Below are 23,501 nucleotides of genomic sequence, written 5' to 3'. Positions count from 1 at the left end.
GTTTGCCGTTCGGTCCGACAATGGCCCGGACAGCGTCGGCAGCTGTCCGGGCCATTGCGGGATATCCCGATTACTTCTTGCCGTCGATCACGGCCTTCATGACGTCCTTGGCGATCGGGGCGGCGAGACCACCACCGGAGATGTCGTCACGGGTGGCGTCGCTGTCCTCGACCACGACCGCCACGGCGACCGGCGACCCGTTGTCGTCCTTGGCGTACGAGATGAACCAGGCGTACGGGTTCTTGCTGTTGTTCTCGCCGTGCTGCGCGGTGCCGGTCTTGCCGCCGACCTTCACGTTGGGGAGCTGCGCGTTCTTGCCGGTGCCCTCGTCGACGACCGTCTCCATCATCTCCTGGAGCATCTGCGCGTGCTCCTGGCTGAGGGGCTGGCCCATCTCCTCGGGCTCCGTCTTCTTGATCACGTCAAGATTCGGGGCTTCGAGCTGGTCGATCATGTACGGCTTCATCAGCTTGCCGTCGTTGGCGATGGCGGAGACGACCATGGCCATCTGGAGCGGGGTGGTACGGGTGTCGAACTGGCCGATGGAGGAGAGCGCCGTCTGCGAATCGTTCAATTCCTCAGGGAAAATCGAGGCGTTGGCGCGGACCGGGACGAACTGCTCCTCGTTGAAACCGAATTTCTTCGCGGTCTCCAGCATCTTGTCCGCGCCGACGTCATAGCCGAGCTTGCCGAAGACGCTGTTGCAGGAGACCCGGAGCGCGTCCCTGAGCGTCGCGTTCTCGCACGGGATATTGCCCTCGTTCACCAGCGGCGTCGTCGTGCCCGGCATGATCCACGGGAGCGGGGACTCGGTCTTCGCGTCGACGTCGTCCACGACACCGTGTTCCAGCCCCGCCGCGGCCGTCAGGACCTTGAAGGTGGAGCCGGGCGGATACGTCTCGCGCAGCGCGCGGTTCAGCATCGGCTTGTCGGGATCGTCCTTGAGCTTCTCCCACGCCGGGGTGTCCTTGTCGAGCGAGTTGCCGGCGAACACCGAGGGGTCGTACGAGGGGGTGGACGCCAGCGCGAGGATCTTGCCGGTCCCCGGCTCCAGGGCGACGACGGCGCCCTTCTTGTTGCCCAGTCCCTCGAAGGCCGCCTTCTGCGCGGCACCGTCGAGGGTCGTGACGACATTGCCGCCCTTCTCCTCGTCGCCGGTGAACATCGCCATCGTGCGGTCGAAGAAGAGCTGGTCGTCGTTGCCGGTGAGGATGCCGTCCTCGATGCTCTCGATCTGTGTGGCGCCGAAGGCCTGCGAGGCGTATCCGGTGACCGGCGCCCACATCGGGCCGTCGAGGTAGGTCCGCTTGAACTTGAAGTCCGTGTCGTCCGTCTTCTTCGACCCGGTGATCGGCTTGCCGTCGACCACTATGTTGCCGCGCTCGCTCCCGTACCGCTCGATCAGGACGCGGCGGTTGCGCTCGTGGCTGTTCAGCTCGTCGGCCTCCACGTACTGGAGCCAGTTGGTGCGCACCAGCAGCGCCAGGATGAGGAGCCCGCAGAAGATCGCGATACGTCGCAGGGGCTTGTTCACGGTCGGACCACCTGGGTCATCTCGGCGTCGGGTGACGGGGCGGGCGCCGGTGCGGGGCGGCGCGCGGTGTCGCTGATTCTGATGAGGATGCCGATCAGCGCCCAGTTGGCGATCACCGAGGAACCGCCGGCCGCGACGAACGGCATCGTCATACCGGTCAGCGGGATGAGGCCCATGACACCGCCGGCGACGACGAAGACCTGGATGGCGAAGGCGCCGGAGAGGCCGATCGCCAGGAGCTTGCCGAACGGGTCGCGGGCGGCGAGCGCTGTCCGCACGCCGCGCTCCACGATCAGGCCGTAGATCAGCAGGAACGCCATCGTGCCGGCGAGCCCGAACTCCTCGCCGACGGTCGACAGGATGAAGTCGGAGTTGGCCGCGAAGCCGATCAGGTCGGAGTTGCCCTGTCCGAGCCCGGTGCCGAGCGTGCCACCGGCGCCGAACGACATGAGGGCCTGGCCGACCTGCTCGCTCTGCTCCCACGTGGAGTCCGCGAAGGGGTTCAGCCAGAACTCGACGCGCTGCTGGACGTGCGGCTCGAACGTCGCGACACCGACCGCGCCCGCGGCGGACATCACCAGGCCGAAGACGATCCAGCTGGTGCGCTCCGTGGCGACGTACAGCATCACCACGAAGAGACCGAAGAAGAGGAGCGAGGTGCCGAGGTCGGTCTCGAAGACCAGGATCAGGATCGACATGGCCCAGACCATGAGGATCGGGCCGAGGTCGCGACCGCGCGGCAGGTAGAGGCCCATCACCCGGCGGCTGGCCAGTGCCAGGGCGTCGCGTTTCACCATCAGATAGCCCGAGAAGAAGATCGCGATGATGATTTTCGCGAACTCGCCGGGTTGGACGTTGAACGGGCCGATGCTGACCCAGATCTTCGCGCCGTTCACGGCCGGGAAGAAGACCGGGAGGATCAGCAGGACCAGCGCCACCGCCATGGAGATGTAGGTGTAGCGCTGGAGGATGCGGTGGTCCTTGAGCAGCAGCAGGACGGCGACGAAGAGCGCGATGCCGATCGCCGAGTACAGCAGTTGCTTGGGGGCGTCGGGGGTGAAGCCGCCGAACTGCTGCTCCGCGCGGTTGATCAGCCGGGGTGACTGGTCCAGCCTCCAGATGAGGACGAGTCCCAGGCCGTTGAGCAGGGTGGCGAGCGGCAGCAGCAGCGGGTCGGCGTACGGGGCGAACTTACGCACCACAAGATGGCCGATACCGGCCAGCAGCCCGATGCCCAGGCCGTACCCGATCATGCCGCTGGGTACCTCGTCGTTGACCGCGAGGCCGACGTTCAGGTAGGCGAGGACCGGGATGGCGACGGCGAAGGCGAGCATCGCGAGCTCGGTGTTGCGGCGGCTCGGCGCTTCGATCGCGCCGATGGTGGTCGTGTTGGTGACAACGCTCATGGTGGTGAAGGCCCCCTACGGCCGGCTACTGCTTACCGCAGTTCGAGGCCAGCTTCTGCTCCTCCTCCGAGAGGCTGGGGCCCGGAGTGGGAGTCGCCGTTTTCGGCGTTTCTGGCTTGGAGTTGGTGGTGGTGCCGGTCTGCGGCTTCGTCCCGGTCGTACCGCCGGCCTCGCCCTCGCCGGTGATCGCGTTCGCCGCGCGCTCGGACTCGCGGCGCTGTTCGTCCTTCTTGCACGCCGCGGCCTGCTTGGAGAGGTCGTCGATCTTGGTACGCGCGGAGGCCTTGCTGCCCTCGGCGATGGTGTCCTCGACCTGCTTGCGCTGGTACGGCGGTAGGTACTTGAGTTCGATCTTGGTGAAGTCCTGTTCGACCTTCGACAGCGAGACCCAGGCCAGATCCTGGCTGATGCCCCGGTAGAGCGCGACGTGCTCGTCGTTGGTCCCGACGTAGTACTGCGTCTGGGTCCAGCGGTAGCCGCCGTACAGACCGCCGCCGACGACCGCCAGCGCGAGCACGATGTAGAACGACCGCTTGAGCCACTTGCGGCCGGTGCGCGGCTTGACGAAGTCGTCGTCGCTGTACGCCCCGAAGGAGGCGTCCGGCGGCATGCCGCCGTAACCGGCCCCGTCTCCGCTGCCCGGCGGGCCGAAGCCCCCCGCAGGGGGCTGGTGCTGCTGCGGTACGGGACGGCCCAGGCCGGCGGCGCGGCCGGCGGGCGTCTGCATCGACGGGTCGCTCTCGGCGGCGTGCAGCTGCTGGTTCTCGGCGACGGCGCCGACGACGACCGGGGTGTCGTTGAGCTGCCCGGCGAGGGTGTCGTTGGACTCGACGTCCAGGACGTCGGCGACGATGCAGGTGATGTTGTCGGGACCGCCGCCGCGCAGAGCGAGCTGGATGAGGTCCTGGATGGTCTCCTGCGGGCCCTGGTAGCTCGCCAGGGTCTCTTCCATGGTCTGGTGCGAGACGACGCCGGAGAGGCCGTCGGAACAGATCAAGTACCGGTCGCCCGCGCGGACTTCGCGGATCGAGAGATCGGGCTCGACATGGTCGCCGCTGCCCAGCGCGCGCATCAGCAGGGAGCGCTGCGGATGTGTGGTGGCCTCTTCCTCGGTGATGCGCCCCTCGTCGACGAGGCGCTGCACCCAGGTGTGGTCCTGGGTGATCTGCGTGAGCACACCGTCGCGCAGGAGGTAGGCGCGGGAGTCGCCGACGTGTACGAGGCCGAGGCGCTGGCCCGTCCACAGGAGGGCGGTGAGCGTGGTGCCCATGCCCTCCAGCTGGGGGTCCTCCTCGACCATCACGCGCAACTGGTCGTTGGCGCGCTGGACCGCCGTACCGAGCGAGGTGAGGATGTCCGATCCCGGCACGTCGTCGTCGAGCTGCACGAGCGTGGAGATCACCTCGGACGAGGCGACCTCACCGGCGGCCTGGCCGCCCATGCCGTCGGCGATGGCCAGGAGGCGGGGACCGGCGTAGCCGGAGTCCTCGTTCCCCTCCCGGATCATGCCTTTGTGCGACCCGGCGGCGAAGCGCAGAGAAAGACTCATGCGCGCCTCTCCTGTCGGTTCGCCAGCCGAATGTGGCGCCAGCCGGTCTCGAGCCACACTGCCCACCCTCCGGTCGGGAGCCTGCCGCGGTCCCACGTCAGGACCGCCGCGGCTCGCTCGCTCCGCTCGCTCATTGTCGTACTACTTCCGCAGCTCGATGACGGTCTTGCCGATGCGGATCGGCGCGCCCGGCGGAATCGGTGTCGGGGTGGTGAGCCGGGTCCGGTCGAGATACGTGCCGTTGGTGGACCCGAGATCCTCGACGATCCACTGGCCGTCCCGGTCCGGGTAGATCCTGGCATGCCTGCTGGACGCGTAGTCGTCGTCCAGCACGATCGTTGAGTCGTGCGCCCGGCCCAGGGTGATGGTCTGTCCCTGGAGGGCCACCGTGGTGCCGGTGAGGATCCCCTCCGAGACGACCAGCTTCGTGGGCGCCCCCCGGCGCTGGCGCCCGCCCTGCGACCGCTGCGCGGGAGGCGCGGCGGTCTGGCGGGCGGCGCCCTGCGGCGGACGCGCGTCGGCGTTGCGGCGTGAGCCGCGCTGCGTGACACGTGTGCCGAACAGATCGCTCCGAATGACCTGGACGGCCACAATCACGAACAGCCACAGAACAGCTAGGAAACCTAGCCGCATGACCGTCAGGGTCAGCTCTGACATTGCCCCCGCTTCACCCTTCGGCTTGCCGGTAAACGATGGTGGTTTGGCCCACGACGATCCGCGAGCCGTCGCGGAGCGTAGCGCGGGTGGTGTGCTGTCCGTCTACCACGATGCCGTTGGTGGACCCGAGATCCTGGATCGTCGAGGGCGTTCCGGTCCGAATCTCGCAGTGCCGGCGGGAGACGCCGGGATCGTCGATCCGCACGTCGGCGTCGGTGCTGCGGCCCAGTACCAGCGTGGGGCGCGAGATCTGGTGGCGGTTGCCGTTGATCTCGATCCAGCGGCGGACCTGGGCGCCCGGCATCGCCCCGGGGGGCGGTGTCGAGGGAGGCTGCGCGGCCGGTCCTGGGCGCCCGGCGCCCGGTGGGGGCGTCGGAGGCATGGGGGGCGGGGACGAGGGAGGGTAGCCGTAGCCACCGGGCGGTGCGGCCGGCGGGGCCGCGGGGCCCCGGCCGGGGGCCGCCCCGCGGGCGGGTGCGGGTCCCGGGCCTTGTTCGGGGCCCTGTGACGTACTCGACGCGAGGGTGCGGCTGCGTACCCGGTACAGACCGGTGTCGAGATCGTCGGCCTTCTCCAGATGGACCTTGATGGGGCCCATGAACGTGTAGCGCTGCTGTTTCGCGTAGTCGCGTACGAGCCCGGAGAGTTCGTCGCCGAGCTGTCCCGAGTACGGGCTGAGGCGCTCGAAGTCGGGCGCGCTCAGCTCGACGATGAAGTCGTTGGGGACGACGGTCCGCTCGCGGTTCCAGATCGTGGCGTTGTTGTCGCACTCACGCTGAAGGGCGCCGGCGATCTCCACGGGCTGGACCTCGGACTTGAACACCTTCGCGAAGGTGCCGTTGACCAGACCTTCGAGTCGCTGCTCGAAGCGCTTCAGGACTCCCATGGGGCACCTCCTCCGTCGTTGCCGTCCTGGTACTGCTTACTGATCGTATCCACGCGTGGGGAAATCGGGTGGTTCCCCTTGTCTGCCCCGTCGATGAGTGTCACCTCTCACACGGATCGTAGAGGCGGCCCCAGGACAGTGTCCCGCATGCGGGGTGCACTCCGGAGGAGTGGGGGAGGCCGCTCCAGGTTGCTTGTTCCCCGGCAGGGTTGCCGACACAAACGGATGTGATTCCACCCTGTGCAGCGTGCTAATCTTTTCGATGTCGCCAGGCGATCACACCAGCAGGTGAGAGACCGGACGGCACACCCAATGCGCGGGTGGCGGAATAGGCAGACGCGCTGGATTCAGGTTCCAGTGCCCGAAAGGGCGTGGGGGTTCAACTCCCCCCTCGCGCACCAGAGAAACCGATGTGACGGGTTCTCGCCAGAGACGAAAGTCCTGGCGGGGGCCCGTTTCTCGTATGTCCGGATCCTACTGTGCGGCGTGACTCGTGCGGTGACGCATGTCACCGGACGGGGGCGGCGACGAACTGACCCGCACCCGGTACGGCCTGGGGTGCGGGTCAGCGTTGCTCGGTCTGTGTGTTCGGTCCGTGCTTGCGGTCCGTGCTCGCGGTCCGCGCGGCGGGGTCGCGTTCCCGGGCTGAGCGTTCGGGGCCGTTTCGCGGGCTCGTGTCAGGCGACGAGGCGGGCGGCGAGGGCCTTGGCCTTCTGTGCGGCTTCTTCCTGTGCCTTCGCGCGGGACGCCTCGGCGAGCGGGATCAGCTCGGCCATCGCGGGCACCGTGTGGGCCAGGGTCAGTTCGGGGACGATGAAGTCGACCTCGACGCCGAACATGCCGTTCAGCACCTTCTCCAGATAGTTCTGGACGAACTCGAAGTCCTCGCGCGGGGTGCCCGACGCGTACGAGCCGCCCCGGCTGGCGACGACCGTGAACGGCCTGCCCTTGATCGGGCTGTCCTCGCCGGCGTTGTGGCCGACGATGATCACGTGGTCCAGCCACGCCTTCAGGGTGGACGGGATCGTGAAGTTGTACATCGGGGCGCCGATGAGAACGGCGTCCGCGGCCGCCAGTTCGGCGGCGAGTTCCGCGCGGAGCGCGTTCTCCGCGCCCGCCGCGACGGCGGAGATGTTCAGGTGCGGCAGCGGGGCGGCGGCGAGATCGCGGTAGACGACCTCGCCTTCCGGGTGCTGTTCGCGCCAGCCCTGTACGAAGGCGGCGGTGACGTCACGCGATGCGGATCCCTGCGGGGAAACGGCGGAGTCGAGGTGCAGCAGTGTGGCCATGAGGGTCTCCATGGGTGGGGGTGAGCGGATTCGTTCGTACCTACGGATAACACAGTAGCTTACTTTTTCTTAGGTCCTCATGGGTTCGCAGTACGCTGGCCGTATGGAGGGAACCTGTGGGGACCCGTGCGGGCCGGCTGATCCGTGCAAGCCGGCCGACGTGGGGATGACGCGCGTCTTCGAGCTGTTCGGCAAGCGGTGGACGGGGCTGATCGTGTCCGTCCTCCTGCAACGCGCCGTGTACTTCGCGGAGTTGCGGCGGGCGATCCCGGGCATCAGCGAACGCATGCTCTCCGACCGGCTGACGGAGCTGGCGGCGGCCGGACTGCTCGTGCGCGAGGTCGAGGAAGGGCCGCCGCTGCGGGTGGCGTACCGGCTCACGGAGGCGGGGGCGGCGATGGAGCCCGCGCTACGGGAGCTGGGGCGGTGGGCCGAGAAGCATCTGGCCGGCGAGAGCGGGTGCCCGGAGCGGGAGTAGCGGCTGCCCGGAGTGGGGTCACCCGGGGTAGTTGAGGGGTTATCCACAGGGGGAGGCGGCCGTCGGGGCACGGCTGTACCGTCGTGGGCAGTTGATGTTGGCGAGGACAGCGGGGGAGGCGGCGCGCCATGGGCGAGGTCGGTTCGGTGGTGACGGACGAGCGCATTCCGGTGGTGCCGGGCTTCGCGCGGCGCGTGACGGCGGGCGGGACGGGGAGCACGCCGAAGGACGCGGGGAAGGCGCTGCGGGAGCGGGTGCCGAGGTCTTCGCACGATTCGCTGGTGCTGTCGGCCGCGCGGCCGGACGCGGTGCGGGCCGTCGAGGAGTCGAGCCGCGACCGGGTGCCCGAGCTGGCGCCGCTGCGGGTGGGCCGGATGGCCGCGACGCCCTTCGCGTTTCTGCGGGGCGCGGCCGGACTGATGGCGTACGACCTGGTGGGGACGCCGGTGACGGGCGCGGGCGCGCAGATCTGCGGTGACGCGCACGCGGCGAACTTCGGGCTGTACGGGGACGCGCGAGGCCGCCTCGTCATCGATCTGAACGACTTCGACGAGACGGTGGTCGGCCCCTGGGAGTGGGACGTCAAACGGCTCGCGACCTCGCTGGTGCTCGCCGGGCGGGAGGCCGGCGCCGACGAGGAGACGTGCCGGCGCGGCGCCCAGGACGCGGTGGGCGCGTATCGGCGCACGATGCGGCTGCTGTCGAAGCTGTCGGCCCTGGACGCGTGGAACGCGATCGCCGACGAGGAGCTTGTCTCCCACACGGACGCGCGTGACCTGGTGGGGACGCTGGAGCGGGTGTCGGAGAAGGCGCGCAAGAACACGAGCGCGCGGTTCGCGGCCAAGTCGACCGAGGTCGTGGACGACGCGGGGAGCGCGGACGCGGTGGCGCAGCGGCGCTTCGTCGACGCGCCGCCGGTGCTGCGGCGGGTGCCGGACGAGGAGGCCGCGGCGGTCGCGGCCGCGCTGGGTGAGTACGTGGGCACGCTCTCGGAGGACCGGCTGCCGTTGCTCGCGCGGTACGCGATCCACGATGTGGCGTTCCGCGTGGTCGGCACCGGCAGTGTCGGGACGCGGTCGTACGTGGTGCTGCTGCTGGACCACCGGGGCGAGCCGCTGGTGCTCCAGGTGAAGGAGGCGCGGGCGTCGGCGCTGCTGCCGTTCGTGGAGGCGGCGGGGTTCGAGACGCCGGGTGTGGAGCACGAGGGGCGCAGGGTGGTGCTCGGGCAGAAGCGGATGCAGGTCGTCAGCGACAACCTGCTGGGCTGGACGACGGTGGCCGGCAGGCCGTATCAGGTACGGCAGTTCAGGAACCGCAAGGGCAGTGTGGATCCGGCGGCGCTCCCGGCCGACCAGGTCGACGACTACGCGCGGATGACCGGGGCGCTGCTGGCCAGGGCTCATGCGCACAGCGTGGACCCGCGGCTCGTCGCGGCCTACTGCGGCAAGAACGAGGAGCTGGACGAGGCGGTCGCGGCTTTCGCCGTCGCGTACGCGGACCGGACCGAGGCGGATCACGCGGAGCTGGTGACGGCCGTCAGGAGCGGACGGATAGCCGCCGAGCTCGGGGTGTGAGGGTGGCGGGATCCGGGGCGGGGCCCGGGATCCGAGCGGCGAGGCGGGGCGTGGGGCCGGGGATGTGAAGGAGTGGGGTGCGTTCGGCCCGTAGGCTGGACGGGTGACGCAGGACGCCTTCGGGGAGCCGACGATCCGTAACGACGACGAGCAGGACGTGCCAGACGTGCCCGATGCGACGACGGATACGACGACGGGTGCCGCCGGGGGCGCGGAGGGCGCGGAGGGCGTCGCGGAGGCGCCGGGGCGCGAGCGGCCGGAGGCGCGGCTGGAGCGGGCCGTGCGGGCCGCCGAGCAGGCGCTGATCGAGTTCGAGATCGCGCTGGAGACGTTCCGGGTCGAGGTGGAGAACTTCTCCCGGCTGCATCACCAGCGGCTCGGCCCCATGTACGCGCGGCTGGACGAGCTGGACGCGATGATCGCCGAGGCCCGCGCGTCCCGGTCGGGCGACCCCGAGGATCTGCGCAAGGCGCGTGAGGCGCGGGCGATGGTGCAACCGATGCCGGGGATCGAGGAGCTGTTCCACGACTGGCTCGACTCCGACGGTCTGTCGCCGGAGGCCGCGGCGATGCTGACCGATCAGCCCGTGCAGCCGCCGAAGCGGGTGCGGCCGACCGACGAGGTGCGCAAGCTCTACCGCGACCTGGCCCGCAAGGCGCATCCGGATCTCGCACAGGACGACACCGAGCGGGCCAGGCGCGACGAGTTCATCGCCCGCGTGAACGCGGCCTACGGGCGTGGGGACGAGGCGCTGCTCAGGCAGCTCGCCGAGGAGTGGGCGGCGGGGCCCGCGCCGCAGGAGCCGCGCCTGAGCGAGAGCGAGGAGCTGTACGCCCGGCTGGAGTGGCTGGCCCAGCGCAAGGAGATGCTGACGCTGGTCGCGAAGGATCTGGAGCAGAGCGCGATCGGCGCGATGCTTCAGATGGCGCCCGACGATCCCGACCGGCTGCTGGAGGAGATCGCCGAGCAACTGCTCGCCGAGGTTTCGGGACGCGAGTCCGAACTGGCCAGGTTGGTGCAGCAGTAGCGCGTCCCGTACGCGAGGCTGTACCCGTCGCACCCGCTGCACCTGCCGCACCGGCAGACACACACGTACGAGAGAAGGCACATCACATGAGTTTCGCCCAGCTGCCCGCGGTGGATGTCGCGGCGGTACCGTCCGACGGTCTGGTGCTCGACGTCCGTGAGGACGACGAATGGGCGGCGGGCCATGTCGAAGGCGCGCTGCACATCCCGATGAGCGATTTCGTGGCGCGCTTCGGTGAGGTGACCGAGGCGGTGGCCGACGGGCGCAAGGCGTTCGTCATGTGCCGGGTCGGTGGCCGGTCCGCGCAGGTCACCCAGTATCTGGTGCAGCAGGGCATCGACGCGGCGAACATCGAGGGCGGGATGCAGGCCTGGGACGGCGCCGGCCGCCCGATGGTCACCGACAACGGCAGCCCGGCGTTCGTGCTCTGACGAGTCGTCACCGGCGTTTCTCCGCAGGCCCGTCGGCCCGGCCCGCCGCGGTGGTCATGGCGGTCCGGGCCGCCGCCAGGGAGTGCGCCGCCATCTCCTGGAACCGGGCCAGTCCCGGGACGTCGCCCGAGCGCGTCATCTCGGCGTGCGTGAAAAGCAGGTTCTCGTCGGCCACCCCGAGTGCGCCGAAATACGTACGCAGATAGGGCGTCTGGAAGTCGTACGCCTCCCGTGGGGTGCCGGGGCCGTATCCGCCGCCGCGCGCGGTGACGACGACCACCCGCGTATCGCGCAGCAGGCTCCCTCCGGTGTCCGGGTCCACATAGGCGCCGGGGAAGGTCAGCCGGTCGATCCACGCCTTCAGCGAGGCCGGTATCGAGAAGTTGTACATCGGGACGCCGACCAGCACGGTGTCCGCGGCCAGCAGTTCCGTGATCAGCGGCAGGGTCAGCGCCCACTCCCGGCGCTCGGCCGCGCCGTCGGCCAGCGCCGCCACGGCGGAGGGCGGGACGGTGCCGTGACGTTCCACCCGACGGCCGAGGGTGGCGTAGGCGGACGACACCAGCGGTACGGGGTCGGCGGCCAGGTCGCGGTACCGGTGGCCGGCCGGGCCGTGCAGGGCGCGCCAGGTGTCCGCGAACAGGGCGGTCAGCTGCCTGCTGACGGATTCCTTGGTGTTGTCGGCGCTGGAATCCAGCTGCAGCAGGGTGGGCGTACCGGACCGGGCTGCCGGGATTTCCTGGATCGCCTCGGGCGCGTGGGGTGTGTCGGTGGTCATAGGGGTCGCTCCGTCACTTCTGCTCGTTCGGTTACGTCATTCACTGGACGGGCCGGGGCGAGGAAAGGTGACCTGACCGATGGACGAGAGAGCGCGGCGGCGGGGGCAGGACGAGCTGGCGGAGCGGTTCGAGGCGCACCGCGCCCAGCTGCGGGCGGTCGCCTACCGGATGCTCGGCTCGCTCGCCGAGGCGGACGACGCCGTCCAGGAGACCTGGCTGCGGCTCAGCCGGGTCGACGGCGCGGAGGTGGGGAATCTGGCCGCCTGGCTGCGGACGGTCGTCTCCCGCGTCTGTCTCGACATGCTGCGCTCCCGTACGTCACGGCGGGAGGATCCGGTGGGGCAGCGGGTCCCCGACCGGCCGTGGGCCGCCGGCGCCGAGCGGGCGGGCGGTGATCCCGAGGGTGAGGCGGTGCTGGTCGACTCGGTCGGCCGGGCGATGCTCGTGGTGCTGGACACCCTCGGCCCCGCCGAGCGGGTCGCCTTCGTCCTGCACGACATGTTCGCGATGCCGTTCGACCGGATCGCCCCGCTGGTGGGACGGTCACCGGTCACCACGAAGAAACTCGCCAGCCGGGCCAGGCAGCGGGTGCGGGGGACCACCGAGATCCCCGGCGCCGAGCTGGACCGGCACCGGGTGGTGGTCGACGCGTTCCTCGCCGCCTCGCGCGGGGGCGACCTCGACGCGCTGCTCGCGGTGCTGGCCCCCGACGTCGTACGCCGGGCGGACCCTCAGGCACTGCCCGGGGGAGCGGCCACCGAGGTCCGCGGCGCGCGGGCGGTGGCGCGGGAGACGGTGCACTTCAAGCGCAGGTCGCGGTTCGCGGAGACGGCGCTCGTGAACGGGGCGGTCGGCGTGGTCGTGGCGCCGTACGGACGGCTGCTCTACGCCCTCACGTGCACGGTCGAGGGCGACAGGATCACCGCGTTCGAGGTGTTCGCCGACCCCGGGCGCCTGCGCGGCCTCGACCTGGCCGTACTGGGCCCACCGGCCGACGGGCCCGCCCGTTGACGGCGGGCGGGCGGGACGCGGGTGCGGTGGCTCGGTGGGCCGTTGCCGGTGGTTGCCGACGATTGTCGGGGATGGTCAGCGGTCGAAGTCCAGCTCGACCTCGGCGGTGGCCGGATGGGACTGGCAGGCCAGCACGTAACCCGCTTCCGTCTCCTCGGGCTCCAGGGCGAAGTTGCGGTCCATCCGTACCTCGCCCGAGACGAGGAAGGCCCGGCAGGTCCCGCAGACGCCGCCCTTGCACGCGTACGGAGCGTCCGCCCTGCTGCGCAGCACGGTCTCCAGCAGGGAGTCCCCGTCGTGGACGGGCCAGCTGCCGGAACGGCCGTCGAGCGTCGCCGTGAGCGTGCTCCCGGCCGGGGTGACCGACGCGGCGGCGGGTGTGGCTGTGCCCAGCGCGCCGTCGTCCACGTGGAAGATCTCCTGGTGGATCACGGTCCGCCGGACGCCGAGGTCGCGCAGCGCCCGCTCCGCCCCCTTGACCAGGCCGAGCGGGCCGCACAGGAACCAGCCGTCGACGCTGTCCACCGGGACCAGCGCGGGCAGCAGTTCCGCCAGCCGCTCCTCGTCCAGCCGGCCCGAGGGAAGCCCGGCCTGCTGCTCCTCCCTGGACACGACCGTGACCAGCTGGAAGCGGTCCGGGTAGCGGTCCTTGAGGTCGGCGACCTCCTCCAGGAACATCGTCGAAGCCACCGTGCGGTCGCTGCGGATCAGACAGAACCGGGCGTCCGGCTCCCGGGCCAGGAGCGTCGAGGCGATGGACAGCACCGGGGTGATGCCGCTGCCGCCGACGATCGCGGCGAAGTGCCCGGCGCGCGGCGCGAGCACGAAGCGGCCGGTCGGCTCCATGACCTCGACCGTGTCGCCCACGGTGAGTTCCTTGAGGGCGTACGTCGAGAACTCGCCGCCCTCGACCAGCCGGATGCCGACCCGCAGCTCGGGGCGCTCACCGGCGGGCGCGCAGATCGAGTACGTACGACGGATCTCCTCGCCGTCCACGACACGGCGCAGCGCGATGTGCTGACCCGGTGTGTGCCGGAACGTCTCGTCCAGCTCGGGCGGCACGGCGAAGGTGACGGTCACCGAGTCGTCCGTGAGCCGCTCGACCTCGCTGACGCGGAGCGGATGGAACATCTACAACTCCTTGAAGTGGTCGAACGGTTCACGACAGGCCGAGCAGCGGCGCAGCGCCTTGCACGCGGTGGAGGAGAACCTGCTCAGCAGCTCGGTGTCCGTCGAGCCGCAGTGCGGGCAGCGGATGGCGAGGGTGAGCGGGACCGGTCCGTCCGTGCTGTGCGGGCGGGGCGGTGCGATGCCGAACTCCGCGAGTTTGCGGCGGCCTTCGGCGCTGATGTCGTCCGTCGACCAGGCGGGGGAGAGCACCGTGACGACGGTGACGTCCGGTATCCCGTTCTCGTGCAGCACGCGTTCGATGTCCGAGGACATGGTCTCGATCGCCGGGCAGCCGGTGTAGGTCGGGGTCAGTTCGACCTCGACCCGGCCGGGGCCCGAGACATGGACGGCGCGCAGCACGCCCAGCTCCTCCAGCGTCACCACCGGCAGCTCGGGGTCGGGCACGGAGCCGGCGAGCGCGCGCAGTTCGCTCTCCAGCGCGGTCGGTTGGCTCGTCCCGGTCACCATGACGCCCCCGGGTGGCTGCGGTGCAGGTGCTGCATCTCGGCGAGCATGCGGCCGAACGACTCGGTGTGCAGGCCCTGCCTGCCGGCGCCCGCCGTCCACGCTCCGGAGCGTGGTCCGTCGGGCAGCGTCAGTGTCGCGCGCTCCAGCACGGCGGTGACGGAGGAGAGCCAACGCTCCTCCAGCTCCTGCCTGTCGACACCGTCCAGCTCGACGCCGTCGCCGATGGGCTGGAACATCTCGCCGGTGAACCGCCACAGCGCCGTACAGGCCCGTTGCATCCGCTCATGGCTCTCGGCGGTGCCGTCACCGAGCCGCAGGGCCCACTGCTCGGCGTGGTCCTGGTGGTAGTCGACTTCCTTCACGGCCTTGGCGGCGAGTCCGGCGAAGGGACCGTCCCCGGTGGCCAGCCGGCCGTACAGCAGCCGCTGGTAGGTGGAGAAGTAGAGCTGGCGGGCGATCGAGTGGGCGAAGTCGCCGTTCGGCTGCTCGACCAGCTGGAGGTTGCGGAAGGCGCGCTCCTCGCGCAGATAGGCCAGCTCGTCCTCGTCCCCCACCAGGGAGTACAGGATCCGGGCCTGGCCGAGCAGGTCCAGGGCGATGTTGGCGAGGGCCACGTCCTCTTCCAGCTCGGGTGCGTGTCCCGCCCACTCCCCCAGCCGGTGCGACAGGATCAGCGCGTCGTCGGCGAGGGCGAGGGCCGCGGTCGTGGTGGCCGTGTCCGTCGGGGCGCTCACAGGTGACGCACCCCCTCCGGGATCTCGTAGAACGTCGGGTGCCGGTACGGCTTGTCGCCGGCCGGCTCGAAGAACGAGTCCTTCTCGTCCGGCGAGGACGCCGTGATCGAGGCGGAGGGAACCACCCAGATCGACACGCCCTCGCTGCGGCGGGTGTAGAGATCGCGCGCGTTGCGCAGGGCCATCTCCGCGTCCGGGGCGTGCAGGCTTCCGGCGTGCGTGTGCGAGAGCCCACGGCGGGACCGCACGAACACCTCCCACAGAGGCCACTGGGTCGATCCGCTCATGCCGTCGCCTCATTCTCCGGGTTGGTGCCGTCGGCGGTGCCGCTGTGCTTCGCCGCGTACGCCGTCGCCGCCTCGCGTACCCAGGCGCCTTCCTCGTGCGCGCGGCGCCGCTGGCTGATCCGCTCCTCGTTGCAGGGGCCGTTGCCCTTCAGGACCTCGCGGAACTCGTTCCAGTCGATCGCCCCGAAGTCGTGCTGTCCCCGCTCCTCGTTCCACTTCAGGTCCGGGTCGGGGAGTGTGAGGCCGAGTGCCTCGGCCTGGGGGACGCAGATGTCCACGAAGCGCTGGCGCAATTCGTCGTTCGAGTGCCGCTTGATCTTCCAGATCATCGACTGTTCGGAGTGGGCCGACTCGTCGTCGGGCGGGCCGAACATCATCAGCGAGGGCCACCACCAGCGGTTCACCGCGTCCTGCGCCATCTCGTGCTGCGCGGGGGTGCCACGGCTGAGGGCGAGCAGGGACTCGTACCCCTGGCGCTGGTGGAAGGACTCCTCCTTGCAGATACGGACCATCGCGCGGGCGTACGGGCCGTACGAGCAGCGGCAGAGCGGGACCTGGTTCGTGATCGCGGCGCCGTCCACCAGCCAGCCGATGGCGCCGACGTCCGCCCAGGTCAGCGTCGGATAGTTGAAGATCGACGAATACCTCTGGCGGCCGGCGTGGAGCTTGTCGAGCAGCTCGTCCCGGCTCGTGCCCAGCGTCTCCGCCGCGCTGTAGAGATACAGTCCGTGCCCCGCCTCGTCCTGCACCTTGGCCATCAGGATCGCCTTGCGCCGCAGCGAGGGGGCGCGGGTGATCCAGTTCGCCTCCGGCTGCATGCCGATGATTTCCGAGTGCGCGTGCTGGGCCATCTGGCGGACGAGCGATGCGCGGTAGGCCTCCGGCATCCAGTCGCGGGGCTCGATGCGCTCGTCGGCGGCCACGGCGGTGTCGAACGCCGCCTCGTGTGCCTCTGCCGTCGTTTCCATCGTCGCCTCCACAGCCGTCCCCTCGGTCACTGCCGTCATCCGGGCCCCCTACCGACCGATCGTTCGGTTCATGGACTTCAATGGTCGGTCGGCGGCCCGTAGGGTGTCAACCCTGTGGATAACCGACTGTGGAAAGACGGGGATCGGGGCGGGATGGATTCGTACGACGACAAGGGTGAGAATCCGGAGCCACCACCGGCTCCGGCGCCGGATCCGTCTCAGGGGATAGCGGGGCTCTCCTTCCGGTACCAGGTGGCCGCCGCGCTCGCCCTCGCGGTCGTCGGACTGGTCGCCGTGGGCCATGTGGCCATGGTGTTCCTGCATGTCGCGCCCGACAACACGGTCTCCAAGAAGTACGGCGAGCAGGTCGGCGACTGGGTCTTTCCGGAGTTCGAGCAGAACTGGAAACTCTTCGCGCCCAACCCGCTCCAGCAGAACATCGCCGTCGAGGTGCGCGCCGAGGTGGACAGGGCGGACGGATCGAGCGGCACGACCGGCTGGATCAATCTGACCGCCGAGGACGGCGCGGCGATCCGCGGCAACCCCCTCCCCAGCCATGTCGACCAGAACGAGCTGCGCCGGGGCTGGGACTTCTTCGTCAACTCCCACGACGACAAGGCCCGCCCCGAGGGTCTGCGCGGCCAGCTCTCCGAGAGCTACATACGCCGGATAGTGATGCTGCGCCTGGAGTCGCACGATCTCGGCGGGCCCGTCGAGCGTTTCCAGCTGAGGTCCGCCACCAGGTCCGTCGCGGCGCCCCCGTGGAGTGACGAGAAGATCAACACGAAGCCCGGCTACCGGGTCTTCCCGTGGTGGACCGTGACCCCCGAGGACCTGTCCGAGGGTGTACGGAACCAAGGCGCCGGCACCGGCGACGTAACCGCCGACGGCCGTACGGAGGCCCGCGGATGAGCCGCCCCGCCCGCCCCGCCCACGAGGCGCCCGAGTCCGAGACGTCCGGGGCGCCCGCGCCCTCCGCCATGTCCGTGGTGTCCGTCAACCGCAAGGCCGCGCTCGCCCTCCGGCGCGTCACGTCCCGGGCCCTCGGCCCGCACCAGAGCGCCGTCGTCCGCATCGGCTTCGCCGCCGCCTGGCTCCTCTTCTTGCTGCGTGAACTGCCCAACCGCCGTGAGCTGTACGGGCCCGGCGGCCCGTGGAGCTGGGACATGGCCCAGCAACTGATCGCGGGCAACGGCGCGTTCACCACGCTCATGTGGTCCGACAGCGGCGTCTGGTTCGAGATCGTGTACGCCGTCGCCGTACTGTCCAGCGCCCTGCTGATGATCGGCTGGCGCACCCGCACCATGTCCGTGCTCTTCATGGTGGGCGTGCTGTCCCTCCAGAACCGCAGCATCTTCATGGGCGACGGCGGCGACAACGTCATCCACCTGATGGCGATCTATCTGGTGCTCACGCGCTGCGGCCAGGTCTGGTCGCTGGACGCCCGCCGCAAGGTCCGCGCCGAGCGCGTCGTGGCGGCCGGCGGGACCGCGCCGCCGGACCGGGTCGGACCGCTCCTGTGGGGCGTGCTCGGCGTGGCCCTGCTGGGCACGCTGCTGGACACGACCGGCGGCGAGTGGTGGGTGATCGCGCTGCTGTGGACGCTGTGGCTCTCCCAGGGGCTGTGGTGGGCGGTGAACCGCCACGCGCCGAGGAGCGAGCCGCGCGCGCTGCTGGACGTCATCGCGAACCTCACGCACAACGCCACGCTCGTCGTGATCATGGTGGAGGTCTGTCTGATCTACGCCACGGCCGGCTGGTACAAGATCCAGGGCTCGCGCTGGCAGGACGGTACCGCGCTGTACTACCCGCTGAACCTGGACTACTTCGCCCCCTGGCCCGCTCTCTCCGACATCCTGGCGTCCAGCGGCGTGATCGTGCTGCTGCTGACGTACGGGACCGTCATGGTGCAGGTCGCGTTCCCGTTCACGCTGTTCAACCGGCGCGTCAAGAACGTCCTGCTGGTGGCCATGATCCTGGAGCACGCGGGCATCGCCGTCCTGCTCGGGCTGCCGTTCTTCTCGCTCGCGATGATCGCGGCCGATGCCGTCTTCCTGCCGACGGGCTTCCTGGTGTGGGTCGGCGACACGACGACCAGGCTGCGGCGACGGCTCACCGCGCACTCGCCTCACGAGGCCGACGGCGGGGAGAGGGACGGAGACGGCCGGGACAGCGGCGGGGGCAGAGGTGGGGACAGCGTGCCGGACCGGCGACGGAAGGACGACGTCGGGTCGGGTGCGCACGACCCGACCCCTCCCGTGCCGCCCGGCACCGGCGTGGACTCCCCGCTCGTCCGGTGACGGCCCTGCCCGCGCGCCCGCCTACGCTGGGGCGATGAACGACGTCGATCCCGCGAGCGCCCTGCGGCTGTGGCACGAGAGCGCCCCCGGCGCGGTGGTGCTCGACGGCTTCCACGCGCTGAAGCACGCGCTGCGGTTCGGGGCGGACGTACGGCTCGCCGTCACCAGTGACAAGGAGTCCGTCCTCGCCCTCGCGGCCGAACTCGCCGACGACCTGACCGGCACACTCCGGTGGTCCGTCGTCGAAGTGCCGGCCGACGACCTGCGGGATCTGGTGCCGAAGGTGCACCCGACGCGGGTGGTGGCCCTGGCGGTCAGGCCCGGGCGTACGGAGAATCTGGCCGCGCTGGCGGCGGCGCCCCGGCGCTCGCCGGTCGTCGTCCTCGACAATCCGCGCAACCTCGGGAACGTCGGGGCCGTGGTGCGGCTCGCGGCCGGTTTCGGGGCGACCGGGGTGGTGACCACCGGGGACCTCGACCCCTGGCATCCGAACGTCGTCCGCGCGGGCGCCGGGCTGCACTTCGCCACCGTCGTGGAGCGGCTGTCCCCCGAGACCCTGCCGCCGGGACCGCTGTACGCCCTGGATCCGGAGGGCGACGACATCCGGTCGGTGACGCTCCCCGACGGCGGGCTGCTCGCCTTCGGCTCCGAGCGGCACGGACTCTCCGCCGAACTGCGGGAGCGGGCCGACACGTTGCTGGCGCTGCCGATGCGGCCCCAGGTCTCCAGCTACAACCTCGCCACCAGCGTCGCCATGACGCTCTTCCACTGGGGCGGCCCGAACTGACCCGCGCCCGGCCGCCGTTGGACGGCCGGGCACGAGTGCGGCCGTCACGCCTGGCGGCGGACCTCCACCGTACGGAAGCGGTTGGCCACGAACGCCGCGTCGCACAGCGCCGCGTTCGCCGCCGGATTGCCGCCGGAGCCGTGGAAGTCGGAGAAGGCCGCCGTCTGGTTCACATAGACGCCGCCCGTCAGATTCAGGGACAGCTGGGCCAGCTCCTCCACACAGACGTCCTCGACGGCCCGCTCCGTGGCCGCCGAGGTCGTGTACGCCCCGACGGTCATCGCGCCCTTGTCGCGCACCGTACGGCGCAGCAGCTCCAGCGCCTCCTCGGTCGACTCCACGGCGACCGCGAACGAGACCGGGCCGAAGCACTCGGCGAGATACGGCGCCTCGGAGCCGTCGCCGCCCGCCGCCGCGTCCCACTGCTTGCGCGAGCCGTCGGCCTTGACGATCGCCGGTGTGCGGACCACCGCGTCCGGGAAGTCCGGGTTGGCGATCTCGCGCGACGCGAGCGCCACGTCGCCCAGAGAGGCCGCGGCGTCGAGCCGCCCCTTGACGTCCGGGTTGACCAGGGCGCCGAGCAGGCCGTTGGCGCGGGCGTCGTCGCCCAGCAGGCCGCTCACCGAGGCCGCCAGGTCGGCGACCACCTCGTCGTACGACTTCGGGCCCGCGTCCGTGGCGATGCCGTCGCGCGGGATCAGGAGATTCTGCGGGGTCGTGCACATCTGGCCGCTGTAGAGCGAGAGCGAGAAGGCCAGATTGGCGAGCATGCCCTTGTAGTCGTCGGTGGAGTCCACGACGACCGTGTTGACCCCCGCCTTCTCCGTGTAGACCTGCGCCTGGCGGGCGTTGGTCTCCAGCCAGTCGCCGAAGGCGGTGGACCCGGTGTAGTCGATGATCTTGACCTCGGGCCGTACGGCCAGGGTCTTCGCGATGCCCTCGCCGGGGCGCTCGGTGGCCAGCGCGACCAGATTCGGGTCGAAGCCGGCCTCGGCGAGCACCTCGCGGGCCGCCTTCACCGTGAGGGCGAGGGGCAGCACCGCGCGCGGGTGCGGCTTGACGAGGACCGGATTGCCGGTGGCCAGCGAGGCGAACAGGCCCGGATAGCCGTTCCACGTCGGGAAGGTGTTGCAGCCGATCAGCAGCGAGACACCGCGCGGCGCGGCCGTGAAGGACTTCCGCAGCTCCAGGGGGTCGCGCTTGCCCTGGGGTTTGGACCAGTCGGCGTCGCCGGGCGTACGGGTCTGCTCCCCGTACGCGTACGCCACCGCCTCCAGGCCGCGGTCCTGGGCGTGCGGTCCGCCCGCCTGGAACGCCATCATGAACGCCTGTCCGCTCGTGTGCATCACGGCGTGGGCGAACTCATGGGTGCGGGCGCTGATCCGGGCCAGGATCTCCAGGCAGACCAGAGCGCGTGTCTCGGGTCCCGCCGCGCGCCAGGCGCTCATGCCCGCGCGCATCGCGGGCAGCAGGACGTCCACGTCGGCGTGCGGATACTCGACGCCGAGCTCCGGGCCGTACGGCGAGACCTCGCCGCCCGTCCAGCCGTCGGTGCCCGGCTGGCCGAGGTCGATACGGGTGCCGTGCAGGGCCTTGAACGCGGCCAGGCCGTCGGCCGGCGCGCTCTCGCCGTACGCCTTCGGGTGCTCGGGGTGCGGCGACCAGTAGGCACGCGTGCGAATCGCGTCGAGGGCCTGGTCGAGCGTGGGCCGGTGCTTCTCGGTGAGCTGCTGGGGGCTGAGCTGGGCGGCCATGACTGACCAACTCCTCTTCGAGCTGGGCGGGACAGGGACAGGAGCGACAAGGGGACATGGGCAACGGACAGAGTTAGAGTAACCGAACGATCGGTCGGGACAAGGGGGGCTGTGGAAAACCCGCGCTTTCCGGCCGCCTCTCCCGCCGTCCGGCCCGTCGGCGCGGACGGTGTCGTTCCGGTCAGTTCCGGCTGATCGCCACCCGAGACCGGCCGCCTTGGGGAGGTCCCGTACCGCGGCGGAAGTCCATACAGGAGGATCGGGCTCATGACTGCAATCGAGCGCTCCCGCGTCGTCGCGGTGGTCGGCACCGGCACGATGGGACAGGGAATCGCCCAGGTGGCTCTTGTCGCCGGCCATCCCGTGCGCCTCTACGACGCCCTGCCCGGCCGTGCCCGGCAGGCGGCGGAGGCCGTCGGTGCCCGGCTGGACCGGCTGACGGAGAAGGGCCGGCTGGACGCGGCGGCCCGCGACAGCGCCAAGGCCCGGCTGCTCCCCGCCGCGGACCTGTCCGAACTCGCCGACGCCGCGCTCGTCGTCGAAGCCGTCCTGGAACAACTGGCAGTCAAACAGGAGCTGTTCACGGCGCTGGAGGACATCGTCGGCGACGACTGCCTGCTCGCCACCAACACCTCCTCCCTCTCCGTCACGGCCGTCGCCGGCGCCCTGCGCCACCCCGGCCGCTTCGTCGGCCTGCACTTCTTCAATCCCGCCCCCCTCCTGCCGCTGGTCGAGGTCGTCAGCGGCCACGCGACCGACGAGGCGACGGCCGCGCGCGCGTGGGCGACGGCGGCGGCGTGGGGCAAGACCCCGGTGCGCTGCGCCGACACCCCGGGCTTCGTCGTGAACCGCGTCGCCCGCCCCTACTACGCCGAGGCCCTGCGCCTGCACGAGGAGCGGGCCGCCGACCCGGCGACCATCGACGCTGTCCTGCGCGAGTGCGGCGGCTTCCGGATGGGCCCCTTCGAACTGACCGATCTCATCGGCCAGGACGTCAACGAGGCGGTCACCCGCTCCGTCTGGGAGTCCTTCTTCCAGGACGCCGGATTCACCCCCTCGCTCGCCCAGCGGCGCCTCGTGGAATCGGGCCGGCTGGGCCGCAAGTCGGGCCGGGGCTGGTTCGGTTACGAGGACGGCGCCCCCGCGCCCGTACCGGACACCGCGCCGCCCGCCGAACCGCCGTCGTCCGTCGTCGTGCACGGCGAGCTGTTCGCGGCGGCGGCGCTGCCCGAGCTGATCGAGGAGGCCGGGATCGATGTCATACGTAAGGAAGGCGCCCTCCCCGGCCGTCCCGGGTGGCTCGAACTCCCTTGCGGCACCCGGCTGTTCCTCACGGACGGCAAAGCGGCGGACAGCTCCTCCGTACCGCTGATCCACTTCGACCTCGCGCTCGACTACCGCACCGCGACCCGGATAGCCCTGGCGCCGTCCGCCACGGTGGCCGAGAAGTCGGTCCGGGCGGCCGTCGGGCTCTTCCAGGCGCTCGGCAAGCAGGTGAGTGTGATCGCCGACGTCCCCGGCATGATCGTGGGACGGACGGTCGCCATGCTCGTCGACTTCGCGCTCGACGCCGAGGCACGCGGCGTCGCGTCCGCCGAGGACATCGACACCGCGATGCGGCTCGGGGTGAACTACCCGCGCGGGCCGCTCGACTGGGGCGCCGAGCTGGGGGCCGGCCGGACGCTCCATCTGTTGGAGCGGCTGCACGAGGAGTATCCGTCCGGCCGGTACGCCGCCTCCCAGGCGCTGCGCCGCCGCGCCGCCGCCGAGGCCGCGTCGGAAGGAGCGGGCTCATGACGACCGCCAAGCGGGACACGTACACCCCCGAGACACTGCTGACCGTCGCCGTCGGCGTCTTCAACGAACGCGGCTACGACGGCACCTCCATGGAGCATCTGTCGAAGGCCGCCGGCATCTCCAAGTCCTCGATCTACCACCATGTGGCGGGCAAGGAGGAGCTGCTGCGCCGTGCGGTCAGCCGCGCCATCGACGGTCTCTTCGGGATCCTCGACGAGCCGGGCGCCGGGCGCGGCCGGGCCATCGAGCAGGTCGAGTACGTGACGCGCCGCACCGTCGAGGTCCTGATGGCGGAGCTGCCCTACGTGACGCTGCTCCTGCGGGTGCGGGGCAACACCAGGACCGAGCGCTGGGCCATGGAGCGGCGGCGTGAGTTCGACCAGCGGGTCGCCGATCTGCTCAAGGCGGCGGCGACCGACGGCGACCTCCGCGCGGACATGGACATCCGGCTCGCGACGCGGCTGCTCTTCGGCATGATCAACTCGCTGGTGGAGTGGTACCGCCCGCAGGCGGCCGGTGGCTACGACAGCGACCAGGTGGCCGAGGCGGTCGTACGGATGGCCTTCGACGGGCTGCGTACGGAACCCTCGTAACACTCGCCCCCGACCCGCCCCG

At 70.8% G+C, this 23,501-nt stretch carries 23 protein-coding genes and 1 tRNA gene; 11 read left to right on the top strand and 13 right to left on the bottom strand.

Going from position 1 to position 23,501, the window contains the following annotated elements; genetic code table 11:
• Nucleotides 1-70 precede the first annotated feature (70 nt).
• From ACFUN8_RS04740 to ACFUN8_RS04720, 5 genes are all read right to left on the bottom strand, one after another.
• Complete coding sequence (locus tag ACFUN8_RS04740) at nt 71-1,534, bottom strand: peptidoglycan D,D-transpeptidase FtsI family protein (protein WP_383631404.1); 1,464 nt, start codon at nt 1,532-1,534, stop codon at nt 71-73.
• Entirely contained in the window at nt 1,531-2,940 is a 1,410-nt protein-coding gene (locus tag ACFUN8_RS04735) for an FtsW/RodA/SpoVE family cell cycle protein (RefSeq protein WP_383631401.1), read from the bottom strand. Before ACFUN8_RS04735 ends, ACFUN8_RS04740 begins: the two co-directional genes overlap by 4 nt.
• A 25-nt stretch (nt 2,941-2,965) precedes the next feature.
• Nucleotides 2,966-4,489 (bottom strand): Stp1/IreP family PP2C-type Ser/Thr phosphatase, encoded by a 1,524-nt coding sequence (locus tag ACFUN8_RS04730; RefSeq protein WP_383631398.1) that lies wholly within the window; start codon nt 4,487-4,489, stop codon nt 2,966-2,968.
• Nucleotides 4,490-4,630: 141 nt separating this feature from the next.
• Complete coding sequence (locus ACFUN8_RS04725; protein ID WP_023540225.1) at nt 4,631-5,146, bottom strand: FHA domain-containing protein; 516 nt, start codon at nt 5,144-5,146, stop codon at nt 4,631-4,633.
• 10 nt (nt 5,147-5,156) lie between these two features.
• Nucleotides 5,157-6,032, bottom strand: a complete 876-nt coding sequence (locus ACFUN8_RS04720) for an FhaA domain-containing protein (RefSeq protein ID WP_383631395.1) — start codon at nt 6,030-6,032, stop codon at nt 5,157-5,159.
• A 314-nt stretch (nt 6,033-6,346) separates the two neighbouring features.
• On the opposite strand from ACFUN8_RS04720, the gene ACFUN8_RS04715 reads away from it, so the two are divergent.
• Nucleotides 6,347-6,433, top strand: a tRNA-Leu gene (locus ACFUN8_RS04715).
• A gap of 276 nt (nt 6,434-6,709) precedes the next feature.
• Here the strand turns inward: ACFUN8_RS04715 and ACFUN8_RS04710 are convergent.
• Nucleotides 6,710-7,321 (bottom strand): FMN-dependent NADH-azoreductase, encoded by a 612-nt coding sequence (locus ACFUN8_RS04710; protein WP_383631392.1) that lies wholly within the window; start codon nt 7,319-7,321, stop codon nt 6,710-6,712.
• Between the two features lie 103 nt (nt 7,322-7,424).
• Here ACFUN8_RS04710 and ACFUN8_RS04705 point away from each other — a divergent pair, with 103 nt between their 5' ends.
• The 4 genes from ACFUN8_RS04705 to ACFUN8_RS04690 all read left to right on the top strand — a co-directional run bounded on the left by ACFUN8_RS04705 (nt 7,425) and on the right by ACFUN8_RS04690 (nt 10,831).
• On the top strand, nt 7,425-7,799 hold the full coding sequence (locus tag ACFUN8_RS04705) for a winged helix-turn-helix transcriptional regulator (protein WP_383631389.1): 375 nt from the start codon (nt 7,425-7,427) through the stop codon (nt 7,797-7,799).
• A gap of 128 nt (nt 7,800-7,927) precedes the next feature.
• Nucleotides 7,928-9,373 (top strand): DUF2252 domain-containing protein, encoded by a 1,446-nt coding sequence (locus ACFUN8_RS04700; protein WP_383631386.1) that lies wholly within the window; start codon nt 7,928-7,930, stop codon nt 9,371-9,373.
• Nucleotides 9,374-9,476: 103 nt separating this feature from the next.
• Nucleotides 9,477-10,400 (top strand): J domain-containing protein, encoded by a 924-nt coding sequence (locus tag ACFUN8_RS04695; RefSeq protein WP_383631383.1) that lies wholly within the window; start codon nt 9,477-9,479, stop codon nt 10,398-10,400.
• 86 nt (nt 10,401-10,486) lie between these two features.
• Nucleotides 10,487-10,831 (top strand): rhodanese-like domain-containing protein, encoded by a 345-nt coding sequence (locus ACFUN8_RS04690; RefSeq protein WP_382562069.1) that lies wholly within the window; start codon nt 10,487-10,489, stop codon nt 10,829-10,831.
• A gap of 7 nt (nt 10,832-10,838) precedes the next feature.
• Here the strand turns inward: ACFUN8_RS04690 and ACFUN8_RS04685 are convergent, their stop codons facing one another.
• Nucleotides 10,839-11,609: an FMN-dependent NADH-azoreductase gene (locus ACFUN8_RS04685; RefSeq protein WP_383631380.1), complete on the bottom strand. Its 771-nt coding sequence runs from the start codon at nt 11,607-11,609 to the stop codon at nt 10,839-10,841.
• Between the two features lie 79 nt (nt 11,610-11,688).
• On the opposite strand from ACFUN8_RS04685, the gene ACFUN8_RS04680 reads away from it, so the two are divergent.
• On the top strand, nt 11,689-12,621 hold the full coding sequence (locus ACFUN8_RS04680; RefSeq protein WP_383631377.1) for a sigma-70 family RNA polymerase sigma factor: 933 nt from the start codon (nt 11,689-11,691) through the stop codon (nt 12,619-12,621).
• A gap of 75 nt (nt 12,622-12,696) precedes the next feature.
• Here the strand turns inward: ACFUN8_RS04680 and paaE are convergent, their stop codons facing one another.
• Genes paaE through paaA form a run of 5 tightly spaced genes read right to left on the bottom strand, consistent with a single transcriptional unit; the run spans nt 12,697 to nt 16,248 of the window.
• On the bottom strand, nt 12,697-13,752 hold the full coding sequence (gene paaE, locus ACFUN8_RS04675; protein WP_383631374.1) for a 1,2-phenylacetyl-CoA epoxidase subunit PaaE: 1,056 nt from the start codon (nt 13,750-13,752) through the stop codon (nt 12,697-12,699).
• The gene (gene paaD / locus ACFUN8_RS04670) at nt 13,753-14,259 is read right to left on the bottom strand and encodes a 1,2-phenylacetyl-CoA epoxidase subunit PaaD (protein ID WP_383631371.1); all 507 of its coding nucleotides are present in this window, start codon (nt 14,257-14,259) and stop codon (nt 13,753-13,755) included. It abuts the gene before it with no gap.
• The gene (paaC, locus tag ACFUN8_RS04665) at nt 14,253-14,993 is read right to left on the bottom strand and encodes a 1,2-phenylacetyl-CoA epoxidase subunit PaaC (protein ID WP_383631368.1); all 741 of its coding nucleotides are present in this window, start codon (nt 14,991-14,993) and stop codon (nt 14,253-14,255) included. The genes paaD and paaC overlap by 7 nt, the downstream gene beginning before the upstream one ends.
• Entirely contained in the window at nt 14,990-15,280 is a 291-nt protein-coding gene (gene paaB, locus ACFUN8_RS04660; protein WP_189106154.1) for a 1,2-phenylacetyl-CoA epoxidase subunit PaaB, read from the bottom strand. Before paaB ends, paaC begins: the two co-directional genes overlap by 4 nt.
• On the bottom strand, nt 15,277-16,248 hold the full coding sequence (gene paaA / locus ACFUN8_RS04655; RefSeq protein ID WP_383631364.1) for a 1,2-phenylacetyl-CoA epoxidase subunit PaaA: 972 nt from the start codon (nt 16,246-16,248) through the stop codon (nt 15,277-15,279). The genes paaB and paaA overlap by 4 nt, the downstream gene beginning before the upstream one ends.
• A gap of 153 nt (nt 16,249-16,401) precedes the next feature.
• On the opposite strand from paaA, the gene ACFUN8_RS04650 reads away from it, so the two are divergent.
• The 3 genes from ACFUN8_RS04650 (at nt 16,402) to ACFUN8_RS04640 (ending at nt 19,335) form a co-directional block, all read left to right on the top strand.
• Nucleotides 16,402-17,160, top strand: coding sequence for a DUF5819 family protein (locus tag ACFUN8_RS04650; RefSeq protein ID WP_383631360.1), 759 nt, complete (start codon nt 16,402-16,404; stop codon nt 17,158-17,160).
• A 68-nt stretch (nt 17,161-17,228) separates the two neighbouring features.
• Nucleotides 17,229-18,548 (top strand): HTTM domain-containing protein, encoded by a 1,320-nt coding sequence (locus tag ACFUN8_RS04645; protein ID WP_383631536.1) that lies wholly within the window; start codon nt 17,229-17,231, stop codon nt 18,546-18,548.
• Between the two features lie 34 nt (nt 18,549-18,582).
• Nucleotides 18,583-19,335 (top strand): TrmH family RNA methyltransferase, encoded by a 753-nt coding sequence (locus ACFUN8_RS04640; RefSeq protein WP_383631357.1) that lies wholly within the window; start codon nt 18,583-18,585, stop codon nt 19,333-19,335.
• A gap of 44 nt (nt 19,336-19,379) precedes the next feature.
• On the opposite strand, the gene paaN is transcribed toward ACFUN8_RS04640, so the two are convergent.
• Nucleotides 19,380-21,089, bottom strand: a complete 1,710-nt coding sequence (paaN, locus tag ACFUN8_RS04635; RefSeq protein ID WP_383631354.1) for a phenylacetic acid degradation protein PaaN — start codon at nt 21,087-21,089, stop codon at nt 19,380-19,382.
• A 267-nt stretch (nt 21,090-21,356) separates the two neighbouring features.
• On the opposite strand from paaN, the gene ACFUN8_RS04630 reads away from it, so the two are divergent.
• Together ACFUN8_RS04630 and ACFUN8_RS04625 are read left to right on the top strand one after the other, a co-directional pair.
• Nucleotides 21,357-22,886 (top strand): 3-hydroxyacyl-CoA dehydrogenase, encoded by a 1,530-nt coding sequence (locus ACFUN8_RS04630; RefSeq protein WP_383631351.1) that lies wholly within the window; start codon nt 21,357-21,359, stop codon nt 22,884-22,886.
• The gene (locus ACFUN8_RS04625) at nt 22,883-23,479 is read left to right on the top strand and encodes a TetR/AcrR family transcriptional regulator (protein WP_382562050.1); all 597 of its coding nucleotides are present in this window, start codon (nt 22,883-22,885) and stop codon (nt 23,477-23,479) included. The genes ACFUN8_RS04630 and ACFUN8_RS04625 overlap by 4 nt, the downstream gene beginning before the upstream one ends.
• Nucleotides 23,480-23,501: the final 22 nt, after the last annotated feature.

Origin of the sequence: Streptomyces sp. NPDC057307 (assembly GCF_042667665.1) — a bacterium.
In the GTDB taxonomy this organism is placed as follows: Bacteria; Actinomycetota; Actinomycetes; order Streptomycetales; family Streptomycetaceae; genus Streptomyces.
Note: the sequence above shows the minus strand (reverse complement) of the source record. Positions and strands in the feature narration are given on the sequence as shown.